This window comes from Dehalococcoidia bacterium (genome assembly GCA_003597995.1).
In the GTDB taxonomy this organism is placed as follows: Bacteria; Chloroflexota; Dehalococcoidia; order Dehalococcoidales; family UBA1222; genus SURF-27.
Genome location: QZJY01000070.1, coordinates 51,485 through 64,338, shown reverse-complemented (window position 1 = coordinate 64,338; position 12,854 = coordinate 51,485). Strand labels below are relative to the sequence as shown.

Below are 12,854 nucleotides of genomic sequence, written 5' to 3'. Positions count from 1 at the left end.
TCTCCCCTTATGCGTTGAAATGCGCCAGTATAGCCTCGAGCACGCCGCCCGAGATGGTGCGCCCCTTGTCCGAGATAGTGTAGCAGTATTCCTTATTGCCGCGCGGGTCAACGTCGCCCGCCTTAAGTCCTTTGGTCACGGGCGTGCCGTCGCGCAGCAGCCCGCGTATGATGCCGGGTATGGCGGCCTTCACCGGCTTGCCCTCCACATAGGCCACGATATCCCCGGCCTTGACCATATCGCCGATTTTCTTGACTGCCTTGAAGACACCGTCGCTGGGTGCGCGCATGACGCGCTCGGTGGTATAGCCGCCGATGTTGCCGGGGTCGCCCGTGTCGGCCTCGGCTATGCCTTCACGCATGACGCGCCCCAGGTTGTGGCCGCGGTTGGTCTCGATGACCACGTGCACGTCCTTGCCGGCCTTAAAACCGATACCCAGTCCGATGACCAGTTCGGCATCCGACATGCGCGTGCCCAGATTCTTCTTGGCGATGATGGCGTCTATCTCGACGTCCGGCTTGAGCTCGGAGCGGATGGTGGTATCGGGATCCACGATGATGGCCAGTTCGCCGGCTTTCCAGGCGACCCTGGCCTCTCCCGCCGACCCGACCAGCCTGGCGGTTTTTCCTTCGACCGTCTTGCGGCCCTCGTATACCGCCTCGCAGAAAGAGACGTTGCGCCGCACCGCCTGCGGCCGGGGCACTTCGGTCATGATAACCTTAAAATGGCTCTCCGCCAAACGGCAGGCCACCGCGCTGGCAAGCTCCCCCCCGCCGCGGATAAGCACCCTCAGATTCTTGACGGACATATCGTTCTCCTATCCTCTACTTGTGACTTACGGACTATTTTAAGCCCAATCGTCCCGAGAGACAACAGAGTATTGATTCAAACGATTTTATAGAAATCCGGTTTTTATTCCGGTATGACGATGAGGTGCTCCGGCGGCAGGTACAGCAGGCACGTCTGGCCGTCCTCTACGCAGATGGCGCTCGATTTCGAGATAGCGGCGTTGATGTAGTGTTTGGCCTGCTGGTCGGAGTCCACGTGAAGACGGTAGGTAACGCTGGATATGCCCTCCACGACCTGCAGTATGCGGCTGGAGAAAACGTTTTCCCCATCGCTCCGTCTCAAATCGACGTACTCCGGCCTGATGCCCACCGCGACCTTCTGTCCGAGCGTTAGATGAGAGTCCTCGCCCGCCAGTGCCTTGAGCCCGGTGTTCCATGCGGTGACGTGCACCCATAAGTAGGGCGGCTCGATGCGGGCGACCGCCCCATCCATCAGGTTTCTCACGCCCGTCAGGCGGGCTACCGTGCGATTGACCGGCTGAGCGAACACCTTCTGCTTGGTGTCGCACTGGGCGATGCGTCCGGCCTGGTATATGGCAATTTGCGAGCCTAGTTTGTAACCCTCAGCCAGGTCATGGGTCACCAGCAGCATGCTGCCGCGGTATTCGCGCTGCAGCGCCAGCAGTTCCAGTTCCAGCCGTTCCTTAAGCTGCGAGTCCAGCGCCGAAAATGGCTCGTCCAGTAACAGGACCTCGGGGTCGGGGGCCAGCGCGCGGGCAATGGCCACGCGCTGCTGCTGCCCGGCGGAAAGCTGCCTGGGGTAGCGTCCCGCCAGCGGGCTAACGTTCATGATATTAAGGAGCCGCCCCACCTTTTCGCTTATCTCGGAGGCGGGCAGGTGGCGTATACTGTAGGCCACGTTCTCGCTGACCGTCATATGCGGGAAAAGGGCATAATTCTGGAAAACAAAACCCACTCTGCGCTTCTGCGGCGCTAGATTTATGCCCTCCGCGGAATCGAAAAGCACCTTGCCATTAAGCTCGATACGGCCTTCGTCCGGCCTGGTCAGCCCGGCGATGCACTGTAGAGTCATGGTCTTGCCTGAACCGGAAGGGCCCAGCACGGCCAACAGCTCGCGGTTGAGGCAGAAATCAACATCGAGTTCGAATCCCGGCAGCGCCCTTTTTATTCTGGCTTTGAGCATAAGTTATTCCTGGTTCTAATACTCAGTTTATGAGGAAGCCTCTGGTCTTCGGGGTGCGCCCCTTCCAGTAGGCGATGGCCGCCAGCGCGGCGAATGAAATCAGCAGCACGATGGCGACCAGTATGAGCGCCTGTCGGGTGTCTCCCGACTGGATAGCGAAATAGATGGCAACCGGTATGGTGGCCGTCTTGCCGGGGATATTGCCGGCCAGCATGAGCGTGGCGCCGAACTCGCCCAGTGTGCGCGCCAGCGCCAGCACTGTCCCGGCGGCCACCCCCGGCCAGGCCAGCGGCAGCGTCACCGTCCAGAAGACGCGCCATTCGCTGGCGCCCAGTGTGCGGGCGGCATCCTGAATATTGGGCTCCACCTGCTCGAAAGCACCCCGGGCGGTCATGTACATCAGAGGGAAGGCCATCACCACGGCGGCTATGACGGTGGCCCACCAGGAGAATACCACTGTCGTACCGATGTTGAGAAGCAGCTTGCCGATAGGGCCGTGGCTGCCGAAAAGCAGCAGCAGCCCGAACCCCACCACCGTAGGCGGCAGCACCATCGGCAGTATGAAAAGCCCGTCCACCACGCTTTTAAGCCTGCCCGAATAACGCGCCATCCAGCGCGCCGCGGCGATGCCCAGGAAAAAGGTGATGACGGTAGCCGTGAGAACGGTCCGCAGCGAGATCCACAGCGGCGATAAATAGTCCTGCGTCATTCTAACCTGTTTTGGAGAGAGAGACTATTCATGATTGCGTGCCGCGTGCTTCGGGTTTATCATACCGCGACCATTCGCTGGCTGTTTTAAACCAGCCGTCCTTGGTATCTTTGCGCACATCGAACCTGTGCACGTATGGTTTAATATCAAGTAGTGGCGTACCGTCAAGCATGTCCACTTCGGCGATGTCCAGCAAGTTATCACGTACAGCTATAAGCCTGACTACTGAAAGACCTATGAAATTAGGCCGCTTGAAATAACGCGTGGCAAATACGCCTTTCTTGCCCGCATCGAGGAACGGCTTGGTAAGCAATTCATAATCCTGAGCTTGGTGAAAACAATATATGAGAATCAAGTGAGAAAAGCCTTCAATGTCCTTGAGCCCTTCGGCATATTCAGGAAACAGTTCAATATGCCCGCGGCTTTCCGGGGCAAAACAGCTCTGTATCGGCGTGTCCTCATGCCGCTTAAAAGGGGTGGAAATAACACCTATTTGACGGCAAGTTACTTCATACACTTATGCAGTATCTCCCATTTAACCTGAGCTGCGCGGGCAAAACTTTTTAGTATGCGCATTTTATCTATTTTGCTGCTAAAGTGAAACCAAATTTTTCAAAAACGGCTTTGGCCTGAGCGCTGCTAAGAAAGTTGACATAGTCCTGGGCGGCGTCGGCATTTTTGCTGGCCTTGATGATGGCCACGGGATAAACGATGCCGGCATTTACATCGGCGGGGCCGGTAGCGACGACGGTGACATTGCTATCAGACAGGGCATCAGTGGCAAAGACAACGCCCGCGTCGACGTTACCCCCATCAACATATTGCAGGACCTGGGGCACGGTGGCTCCCAGCACGAACTTGGACTGTATGGCTGCCAGCATGCCGAGCTCAGTAAAAGCCTGCTGGGCGTAGGTGCCTGCTGGGACCGATTTAGGGTCGCCGATGGCGATGAGCTTCACCTTGGGGAGGGTGAGGTCGGAAAAACCAGTGATGCCGAGCGTGCTGCTTTTGGGCACTATCAGGACGATTTTGTTGTTCAAAAGGTTTTTGCGCGAGCCTGCGAGCAGCAGATTTTCATTCTGGAGGTTATCCATCTGTGTCGCGGCCGCCGAAAGAAACACGTCGCAGGGAGCACCGTTTTCTATCTGCGTCTGAAGCGTGCCGGAACTGGCATAATTCGGCGTGATGGTTACCCAGGGTTTCAACTGGGTGTAAAGGGCGTTGATTTCCTTTAAAGCGTTCGTCAGGCTTGCGGCAGCGGAGACGTTCAAAGTAACCGGGGCGGTGGTGACCGTGGTGGGAACCGCCGTGCCGCATCCGATGAGAGAGCCCAGTAATAGCAGCAAAGCCAGAGACAGGGTGAGAAATTTACCGATTCTGTTCAATTTATTCTCGCTATAAACATTGTTTATCTATCCTCTTTACATGATGAAAGCCGCTGCCTGCGGCTTTCATCGTAACACCTACCGAGTTACTATCTGGTTGGTAGCCCCTGCCGCTCGCCCGATTACACCCAGGGCTCCGCACACGGGAGGGGGAGGTTATCCATTTAAGACGGGCGGAAGAAAAACACCCATCACCCTGGTTTCCCCCGGCAGGGCCTACCTTCTGCTTAATTACCTAACCTGGTGCGCTTTTCCGAACATTTTGTCATACCAATATATCACCAGTGATAGAGGTTGTCAATAGGTTGAAGAAATCGGGCAGCGGCACAGCGCGTATGAGCGCTTCAACATGTCTTCAAGATATAAAAATGTGGTCGCAATTTCGCTAGATTGTAGAGTCGATGCTAGGGCATTTATGGAGAGTCCACCCCTCACCTTTATCCTCTCCCGCAAGGGGAGAGGAAACGGATTACAACATCTCTCCCTCGACGGGAGAGATAACAGCGAGGGTGAGAGTTGCGAGTGATAACCTTACTTTGGTTTTATCCGAAAAGAGGGAGGAACGAATTTGCCGCGTCGTCAGTCTGTTTCTAAGGCGGGATGGGGTGGGTTCTCCCTTTGGAAAAGAGCCTGTCCTGAGCCTGCCGAAGGAGAGATGCAGAGGGATTCTTCATGAATCAAACCTCTCAAATCCCTTGTAATCTCCTCTTGTTAATGGGAGAGACTGGTTAGGAGATTTTGCCCCCTCACCTGACCTCACCAACAGTGGGGAGAGGAAAGATTACAGCGGTATATTCCCGTGCTTCTTCTGCGGCAGCTTCTGGCACTTGTCGCGCAGCATTTCCAGCGCCTGAATCAGCATGGGGCGCGTGCGGCGCGGGTCTATAATATCGTCTATGTAACCCAGCCCCGCCGCCTGAAGCGGATTGTCGAAGCGCGCGCGGTATTCCTCCACCAGCTTCTTGCGCGTTTCTTCTTTATTTGGAGAGTCGGCAATCACCTTGCGGAAGATGATGTTAACCGCCGCCTCCGCTCCCATTACGGCTATCTCGGCGCCCGGCCAGGCGTAATTGATGTCGCCCTTCAAGTGATGCGAGCTCATGACGATATACGCCCCGCCGTAAGCCTTGCGCGTGATGACGGTCAGCTTTGGCACGGTGGCCTCAGCGTAGGCATAAATCAGCTTTGCTCCGTGGCGGATGATGCCGCCATGCTCCTGCTCGGTGCCGGGCATGAAGCCGGGCACGTCCACCAGGCTCACCAGCGGTATGTTGAAGGCGTCGCAGAAGCGCACGAAACGCGCTGCTTTCACGGAGGCATTGATATCGATGGTCCCCGCCAGCACCGATGGCTGCTGCGCCACCACGCCGACGGAGTTGCCCGCCAGCCTGGCCAGCCCGCAGATGATGTTGGGGGCGAAGCGGGATTGCACCTCCATGAAATCGCTATTGTCCACGATGGTGTTTATGACTTTCTTCATGTCGTAGGGCAGGCGCGGGTCGTCCGGCACCAGCGTGAAAAGAGCTTCGTCGGTGCGCTGCGGGCTGTCGTCCGTCTTGACAACTGGCGTCTTTGCATTGCAGTTCTGCGGCAGGAAGCTCAATAACCTCCTGACCTGTTTAAAACACTCCTGCTCGTTATCATAAAGGAAGTGCGCCACGCCGCTCTTCTGGTTGTGCACCTCGGCCCCGCCCAACTCCTGGTGGCTCACTACCTCATTGGTCACCGAGCGCACCACGTCCGGGCCGGTGATGTACATCTGGGTGATGCCCTTCACGGTGAAGACGAAGTCGCACAGGGCGGGGGAATAAACGGCTCCGCCGGCGCTGGGACCGACCACCACCGCAATCTGAGGGATGGCGCCCGAACAGCGAGCGTTGCGTAGCAGCATCTCGCCCACACCCGCCAGGCTGGCCACGCCCTCCTGGATACGCGCGCCACCTGAGTCGTAAATGCCGATGACGGGCATACCGCGCTCCAGCGCTCGGTCCATCACCTGCCCAACTTTTTGGCCCACTACTTCAGAAATAGTCCCGCCGATAAAGGTGAAATCCTGTGAGAACACGAAAACGGGGCGTCCGTCTATCTCGCCGCTGCCGGTAACGACGGCGTCGGAGTATTCCTTCTGGTCGGACATGCCGAAATCGGTGGCGCGGTGGGTCACGAAACCGCCCATCTCGTGAAAGGTGCCGGGGTCGAGCAGCAGCTCTATTCTCTCGCGAGCGGTGAGCTTGCCGCGTGCGTGCTGGGCGGCGATGCGTTCGGCGATACTGGTGCCCTTGCGCAGCGCCTCCATGCGGCTGAGTTTATCGTCAATAGTCATATTCGACTACTCCTTTACAAAAACCTGAATATAGTAACACAAGGAGTCGCAGAAGGACAAACATAGATGTGGATATTGCGGACGGTGACGTGTGTCCGCCGCAATAATCATAGCACAACGGCTGGCTGAAAAACATGCCGCCGGCGAAAATCAACCGCCCCATTTGCCTGTGTCAACCGCCGGCTGACAAACAGGTTTACATAGACGTATGCAGCCTGATATAATGTGCAGCCAGTGAAACAGGCCGTTCTGGCAGCCTTCAGGCAGGGGGGAAAGCCGCTTTCGGGCGAGGCGCTGGGGAAGAAACTCGGTGTGTCGCGCGCTGCTATATGGAAGTGCGTCCACGAGCTGCGCCGCCAGGGGTACGTTATCGACTCCTCGCCCCGCAAAGGCTACTCGCTGGTTTCCTCTCCCGACCTGTTGCTGCCCGAAGAAATCCGCCGCGGTCTGGCCGCGCAGAGCTTCGGAAAACGCATCGTCTACCGCGACGAATGCGCCTCGACTCAGGACCTGGCCGCCGAACTGGCCCGCGGAGGAGAACCCGAGGGGCTGGTGGTCATCACCGAAAACCAGACTCAGGGCCGGGGCAGGAAAGGCCGGAGCTGGATTTCTACACCGGGCGCCGGGGTTTACCTTTCCGTCATTTTGAAACCGGGGTTGAAGCCCTCTCAGATTGTGCAGATTCCCCTGATTGCCGGCGTAGCCGCCGCCAGAGCTATCAGAGCCGAAAGCGGTCTTAAGCCGGACATCAAGTGGCCTAACGACATCCTCATTGGCGGCAAAAAAGTAGCCGGCATTCTCACCGAGATGAGCTGCGAGTTAGACCGCATCAACCACGTCATCCTGGGTATCGGCATTAATGTGAACACGCGTGAATCGGATTGGTCGGAGCCTGTCCGCGCCGTCGCCACTTCGCTTTGCGCCGAGTGCGGACACAAGATATCACGTGTCGCCCTGGTGCAGCGTTTCTTGACCGAGCTTGAGGCTGTTTATCACCGCTATCTGGCGGGTGGCTTTGAAAGTATCCGGCAGGAATGGAAAAGCCTCAGCAGTACCATCGGCTCTCTGGTGGAAATCACGGATAGCGGGGAACGCCTGACGGGAGAAGCGCTGGACATCGACCAAGACGGTTTCCTGCTGCTGAAAACAGACGCAGGCCACACAGAGCGTATTGTCGCCGGCGACGTGTCTTTAAGAAACCTTACAACTTGATTTAAGTCAAAACTAAACAGGGAAAGGAATTTATTATGGCAACTAACACCGCAACGCATACCCTGGAGACCTTAAGGCTGGCGCGTCTGGGCGCCTTCCGCTGGCGCTATCAGGCCAGCCTTCCCTGGAAGATAACGCTGGCTTTGCTGATGGCCGGACTGACCGGGCTGCTGGCCCAGGTGCGCATCGCCCTCCCCTTTACACCCGTGCCGCTTACAGGCCAGACTTTTGCCGTATTGCTGGCCGGAGTTGTGCTTGGCAGGAAGTGGGGTGGCGTGAGCCTGGCCATATATGCCATCCTGGGGATTGCCGGTTTACCCTGGTTCAACGGCGGGACTAGCGGGCTCTCCGCCACGGGCGGTTATCTTATCGGATTTGTGCTGGCGGCGCTTTTCCTGGGTTATTACACGGATAAATACCCGAAATTCCGCAGCTTCAGTGCCATGTTCGGCCTGATGCTTTTTGCCAGCCTGGTGCTGGTTTATATCCCGGGACTTCTGTGGCTGGGTTTCTGGCTGCACATGGTAAAGGGCAGCACGGCCGGTATAATATCCGTTATCAGCCTTGGCGCAGTGCCTTTCATCGCCGGAGACATATTGAAAGCGGGACTGGCGGCTGCGGCGGCCAGAATACTCACTCCGAAAGAGTCATTTACAGAGAAGGAGCGGTTGCCCTGAGAAGCCGCTCGATGTAAGGCGGCCCCGACTACACCTTGTTGGCCTTCTGCTCCTGTCGCCAGCAGTGTGGGCAGTATTGCCGCCCTCCTGGCGCGTGATATAACGCCGGGGAGCGTTTCAGCACGGAGGGTCGGATATACGCGGAAATGGTGAGTAGCCCGACTCACCATTTCTTGTTTTTAAAGGTAAATGCAGATGTCAAATGCTTTATATACACGCGTTTTGTTCTGTACTGGTTCTGACAACTACTGCATTAACCGCCAAAACTAGGCTTGATGAATGTCGTTAGCCACGGGATTGCCCACGATGCCTGCCTGGGCGGCGATAATAGCGGCATGGGTGCGGCTGCGTGCCTGCAACTTGTCGATAACATTTCTGACGTGTTTTTTGGCAGTGTCCATGGTGATACCAAGGCTTGCGGCGATTATCTTGTTCGAGTCTCCATTTCCCATCAGCCTCAGCACGTCGACTTCTCTCGCGGTAAGGTGAGCCGCCTCAGTGGTACGCTCGGCCAGCGTCCTGCGGCCATTTTGAATCAAATTCTCCACGGCAGTGTACAGCAATGCCGTCTTTATCTGCGTGCTGCCCTCGACAACGCGATGGATGCTCTGCAGCAATGCTTCCGGTACCGTGTCCTTGAGGAAGATGTATCCTCCCGCGCCCGCATGAATGGCGTCAATTACATAAGAATCGTTAAGGTTCTCCGTCAGCACCAGGACAGCTACCTCCGGGAATGCGTCCTTGATAAGCCTGGTAGCTTGCACCCCATCCAGGTGATCGTTGCGGGTCTCGGTCAACACTACATGCACAGGCCGTCCCCGCTCACATGCTCGTTTAATATGCAGAAGAGCTTCAGGCCCATCAGGAACGTCTCCAGTCACTTCAATACGCTCATCTTTAGCCAAAATAGACTGCAGACCCTCCCGAACAACCGGATTGAAATCAATCATCAGGACACCCACCGTTTCAGATTCGCGCTGTTTGACTGCCATAGTTCACCCCTCCCCAGTACACTTTAGTGTACCCATAACCAATACTTTGGTGCGCTTTCTGTCACCAATTTACCCCCCCACCCCCGCTTTGTCAACTGCTATTCATTACCACTCATTAGATTAGTCTATCAGCACTAACATACCTGTCCCTTAACCGCTAGCGAGGCTTGTGGCCTCGGGATACAGGGTACATACTTAGCTCTACATTAGAGGAGCTATGCCTATTACTCTTTTGTTATCCCCTAGGCGAGGGCGAGAAGAGAAAAAGGCAACTCAATAAGGAGTGAACAACATGGCAGCAAAGTTCGAAATCTACAAGGACAAGGCTGGAGAATTCCGCTTCAAGCTCGTTGTTGGCAATGGTCAGACCATCGCCGTGTCTGAGGGTTATACGAGCAAGGACGGTGCCATGAAAGGCATTGCATCCGTCAAGCAGAATGCGCCCAGCGCGACTGTCGAAGATAAGGCCGACTAAAAGCTCCTATCATCTTCGTGTCAGCAACTGATTGGAGGTGCATCAAGTGACAATCGAGTGGTTGCGCGACCTGACTATCATCGTTTACGGCTTGATAGGGGTGATTTTTCTGATTATCATAGGGATAATGGCCTTCGCTCTGTTTCGGCGTTTGGAATTCATCCTTGATTCTTTAAAGGTGACGTCATCCAATATCGAGGAGATCTCCACTGTCGCCAAAGAGCAGATAGTGCGGCCCATTGTCCAGGTGGGGGGTATTTTTCAGAGCATAGCCAGATGGATTGAAGTTATAGGCGGATTTCTAAAAAGAAGTAAAAAGGAGGTGATTGATGGAGAATGAAAACAGCGGTGCTTTGTTGGGCGCGGGACTGGCCGCCGGTTTAGCTCTCGGTCTGGCCATCGGCCTGCTTTATGCCCCGCGGCCAGGTAGGGAAACCAGAGCCATGCTCAAAGAGCGGGCTATGGAGATGAAGGGAAAAGTCGGGGAGATGACAGAAGAGATGAAAGAACGCGCCGGCACCATGATGGAAAGAGCTAAAGAAAGAATACGTGGCAGCACCGAAGCCGGCATGTAAACCAGGAAGACATATATTTTAAGATAGGGGGATAATACCATGGATGACAATGGAATGGCGAAGGGGCTGGTTATAGGCCTCGTAGCGGGTGCGGTCTTCGGGCTGGCAGTGGGTATGCTGTATGCCCCCAAGTCTGGCGCCGAGACCCGCTCTATGCTCAAAGAGAAGGCCATGGAAGCCCGCGAAAAAGCCGGTGAGCTAGCCGAGAAGGTCAAGGAACGGGCTTCAGCCATGCGCGGCGGCAAAGAAGCTGCATAGGGTTCGAGTCTCTTTTTGATCGACGAATGGGATAAAAAAAGAGTTTAGAAAACTAAAGAAGGTCGGTTTATAGGAGGATTAATATGGTAATCAGCGGTTTACTAATGGGAATCATCACTCTGCTTTTCGGTGTCATTATAATGATTTTCCCCAAGATACTTAACTATCTTATAGGCATTTACCTCATCATTATCGGAATCATTGCCATTATTCAGGCCATACAATAAGTTTGGGCCCCCGGGGCACTCTAAGGCAAGGAGGTCAACATGGATATCTTATTACTTATCGTCATTATTCTGGTTATACTGTGGTTCACAGGCTGGGGGACCGGTTGGGGGAGAAGTCATTTTTCCGATCAAAGGCTGATCCACATAATACTTGTTATTGCCGTGATAATCCTGGCTGTCTGGCTGCTGAAGGCGGTACTGCACCTCTTTTAACTTTCCAAATTTAATTCCCCGACTATCGTGTTCGAGGAGTGAAGTTCTCCCTAGAGCAGGACAAAAAGACGCAGGGCAATCGAGGGTTGTATTAAGTTAATACCACTACCTTGCGGTCGTGGGGAGTTATTACTGAGGAGAAGGGCAATGGAAGATAAAACACGATCAACTTCTGCCAGGCATAACATTATGCAAAAACCGTTGCCCGAGATTCTGGATGAAATCGATGCCAGCATCGGACTGGCGGAGAAGGCCGCAGGTGAGGCCAGGAAAGCAGCCGAAGAAGCGCGCCTGGCCGGGGAGAAAGCCGCCGAAGAGGTCATGAAAAAAATTCGCAAGCTGTTTCTCATGATGTCTCAGGACATCACAGAAGAACTTAAAGAAACCGAGAAAAAAAGCTAATGGCACTGCGTTCAACAGGCAAGAAGGTGAATGCATTAATATAAATTAGAGAAGAGGGTGATACATGGCAAGAATATCAGATTACTTCAACAGGACCTTATTCCAGATAAAGTGGTTCTTCTGGACGCCAACCGAAAAGTACGCGTACTTGTGGAACAGAACCTGTAACAGATAAATAAAATTGGATAAAGAATAGAGTCGTTAATATAAGGAAAGGAGGTCATCATGCTGGATTTATTACTGGTTATCGGTATCATTCTATTAATCTTGTGGGTGTTTGGCATGGTCGCGTTGCCAACCCTCGGCGGGCTGATTTACATCGCCCTGGTTCTGGCAGTCATTCTCATTATCATCTGGCTGTTAAAGAGAGTTTTCAGGGCTTTCTAGCATATGGCAGTTTGTGCCATGAATCAACTGAGTACTAAATAAGGAGGAATATTATGAGTAAATTACCGAGGTTCGTACCAACTATCAGATTGAAGCAATACGATGTGGTCAACAAACAGCACGAGGACATGGGCCAGGTGCAAACCTTCGTAGTGGATATGCACGAAGGTATAATTGCGTTCGTCCTGGTGGCTTTCGGCGGCACGCTGGGTTTCGGCGATAAATGGTTCGCCCTGCCGTGGGATGCTTTGCAGTGGTACCCGGAGACAATGAAGTTTGTTCTGGACATGCCGGAAGAGGTCCTCAAGAATGCCCCGGGGATGCACAAGGACAAGTGGCTGGAAGAGATTGAAAAGTGGCAGAAAGAAGAAGACCTGGCAGAGCTTGACCACTACTACAGCCAGCATGGGTATAAGTCATACCTGGGTATTGTGCGCCTGGTAGCCATAAAGAGAGGCAGACGCAAGGCAGAAGCCAAATTTGAGTTAAACAATGACACTGCGGGTGAATTCCGCTTTAAGCTCATTGCTTCAAACGGGGAGACCATCGCCGTGTCTGAGGGTTATACGGCCAAAGAGGGTGCGCTGAACGGTATTGAGTCCGTCAGGGAAAACGCGCCTGTAGCCCTGGTTAACGATAAGACAACCTAGTTCTGGCGAGCCGCAGCTAGCAAGCCGTGAGTGTGCTGTTACTGCTACGCTCAATACGGGATGGTCCCTGATGAGATTAGTCTGGAAAACATCGATAGAATAAATAAAGGAGGAATAACATGGCAGCCAAGTTTGAAATCAACAAGGATAAATCCGGGGAATTTCGCTTCAAGTTCATCGCTGGCAACGGTGAGACCGTTGCGGTGTCTGAGGGTTATACGAGCAAGGACGGTGCCATGAAAGGCATTGCATCCGTCAAAGAGAGCGCCGCCAAAGCCGTCATCGAAGACAAGACAACCTAGTTCCAACGAGTCGAAGCTAACAAGCCGCGAGTGTAGGAGCTGTTGTCGGCAGCAGCTCCTACTGCGGTTTGAGTG

General features: G+C 54.5%; 17 protein-coding genes. 10 read left to right on the top strand and 7 right to left on the bottom strand.

The genetic code is table 11. The features are described 5' to 3' along the window. Positions 1 to 7: 7 nt before the first annotated feature. From C4542_09375 to C4542_09350, 6 genes are all read right to left on the bottom strand, one after another. Positions 8 to 808 carry an EF2563 family selenium-dependent molybdenum hydroxylase system protein gene (locus C4542_09375; protein ID RJO60491.1) on the bottom strand — a complete coding sequence of 267 codons (801 nt, stop codon included), beginning with the start codon at positions 806 to 808 and terminating at the stop codon, positions 8 to 10. A gap of 104 nt (positions 809 to 912) precedes the next feature. Then, positions 913 to 1,992 carry an ABC transporter ATP-binding protein gene (locus C4542_09370; GenBank protein ID RJO60490.1) on the bottom strand — a complete coding sequence of 360 codons (1,080 nt, stop codon included), beginning with the start codon at positions 1,990 to 1,992 and terminating at the stop codon, positions 913 to 915. Positions 1,993 to 2,014: 22 nt separating this feature from the next. Beyond that, a complete protein-coding gene (gene modB, locus C4542_09365; protein ID RJO60489.1) occupies positions 2,015 to 2,701 on the bottom strand; it encodes a molybdate ABC transporter permease subunit in 687 nt (228 codons plus the stop codon). 28 nt (positions 2,702 to 2,729) lie between these two features. Then, a complete protein-coding gene (gene tsaA / locus C4542_09360) occupies positions 2,730 to 3,218 on the bottom strand; it encodes a tRNA (N6-threonylcarbamoyladenosine(37)-N6)-methyltransferase TrmO (protein ID RJO60488.1) in 489 nt (162 codons plus the stop codon). 64 nt (positions 3,219 to 3,282) lie between these two features. Next, positions 3,283 to 4,077, bottom strand: coding sequence for a molybdate ABC transporter substrate-binding protein (gene modA / locus C4542_09355; GenBank protein RJO60512.1), 795 nt, complete (start codon positions 4,075 to 4,077; stop codon positions 3,283 to 3,285). Between the two features lie 790 nt (positions 4,078 to 4,867). Continuing rightward, positions 4,868 to 6,409, bottom strand: a complete 1,542-nt coding sequence (locus tag C4542_09350; GenBank protein RJO60487.1) for an acyl-CoA carboxylase subunit beta — start codon at positions 6,407 to 6,409, stop codon at positions 4,868 to 4,870. A 225-nt stretch (positions 6,410 to 6,634) separates the two neighbouring features. Between C4542_09350 and C4542_09345 the strand changes: the two genes are divergently transcribed. Together C4542_09345 and C4542_09340 are read left to right on the top strand one after the other, a co-directional pair. Then, positions 6,635 to 7,621 (top strand): biotin--[acetyl-CoA-carboxylase] ligase, encoded by a 987-nt coding sequence (locus C4542_09345; GenBank protein RJO60486.1) that lies wholly within the window; start codon positions 6,635 to 6,637, stop codon positions 7,619 to 7,621. Positions 7,622 to 7,656: 35 nt separating this feature from the next. After that, positions 7,657 to 8,298 carry a biotin transporter BioY gene (locus tag C4542_09340; GenBank protein ID RJO60485.1) on the top strand — a complete coding sequence of 214 codons (642 nt, stop codon included), beginning with the start codon at positions 7,657 to 7,659 and terminating at the stop codon, positions 8,296 to 8,298. 266 nt (positions 8,299 to 8,564) lie between these two features. On the opposite strand, the gene C4542_09335 is transcribed toward C4542_09340, so the two are convergent. After that, entirely contained in the window at positions 8,565 to 9,290 is a 726-nt protein-coding gene (locus tag C4542_09335) for a DNA-binding response regulator (protein ID RJO60484.1), read from the bottom strand. A gap of 292 nt (positions 9,291 to 9,582) precedes the next feature. On the opposite strand from C4542_09335, the gene C4542_09330 reads away from it, so the two are divergent. From C4542_09330 to C4542_09295, 8 genes are all read left to right on the top strand, one after another. Continuing rightward, entirely contained in the window at positions 9,583 to 9,765 is a 183-nt protein-coding gene (locus C4542_09330) for a DUF1508 domain-containing protein (GenBank protein RJO60483.1), read from the top strand. 46 nt (positions 9,766 to 9,811) lie between these two features. Then, the gene (locus C4542_09325; protein ID RJO60482.1) at positions 9,812 to 10,105 is read left to right on the top strand and encodes a hypothetical protein; all 294 of its coding nucleotides are present in this window, start codon (positions 9,812 to 9,814) and stop codon (positions 10,103 to 10,105) included. After that, positions 10,095 to 10,340 carry a YtxH domain-containing protein gene (locus C4542_09320; protein RJO60481.1) on the top strand — a complete coding sequence of 82 codons (246 nt, stop codon included), beginning with the start codon at positions 10,095 to 10,097 and terminating at the stop codon, positions 10,338 to 10,340. The genes C4542_09325 and C4542_09320 overlap by 11 nt, the downstream gene beginning before the upstream one ends. A gap of 39 nt (positions 10,341 to 10,379) precedes the next feature. Further along, positions 10,380 to 10,598 carry a YtxH domain-containing protein gene (locus C4542_09315; protein ID RJO60480.1) on the top strand — a complete coding sequence of 73 codons (219 nt, stop codon included), beginning with the start codon at positions 10,380 to 10,382 and terminating at the stop codon, positions 10,596 to 10,598. Positions 10,599 to 10,681: 83 nt separating this feature from the next. Next, on the top strand, positions 10,682 to 10,825 hold the full coding sequence (locus C4542_09310; GenBank protein RJO60479.1) for a DUF3096 domain-containing protein: 144 nt from the start codon (positions 10,682 to 10,684) through the stop codon (positions 10,823 to 10,825). 360 nt (positions 10,826 to 11,185) lie between these two features. Further along, a complete protein-coding gene (locus C4542_09305) occupies positions 11,186 to 11,440 on the top strand; it encodes a hypothetical protein (GenBank protein ID RJO60478.1) in 255 nt (84 codons plus the stop codon). A 440-nt stretch (positions 11,441 to 11,880) separates the two neighbouring features. Further along, complete coding sequence (locus C4542_09300; protein RJO60477.1) at positions 11,881 to 12,477, top strand: DUF1508 domain-containing protein; 597 nt, start codon at positions 11,881 to 11,883, stop codon at positions 12,475 to 12,477. 119 nt (positions 12,478 to 12,596) lie between these two features. After that, on the top strand, positions 12,597 to 12,779 hold the full coding sequence (locus C4542_09295) for a DUF1508 domain-containing protein (GenBank protein RJO60476.1): 183 nt from the start codon (positions 12,597 to 12,599) through the stop codon (positions 12,777 to 12,779). Positions 12,780 to 12,854 lie beyond the last annotated feature (75 nt).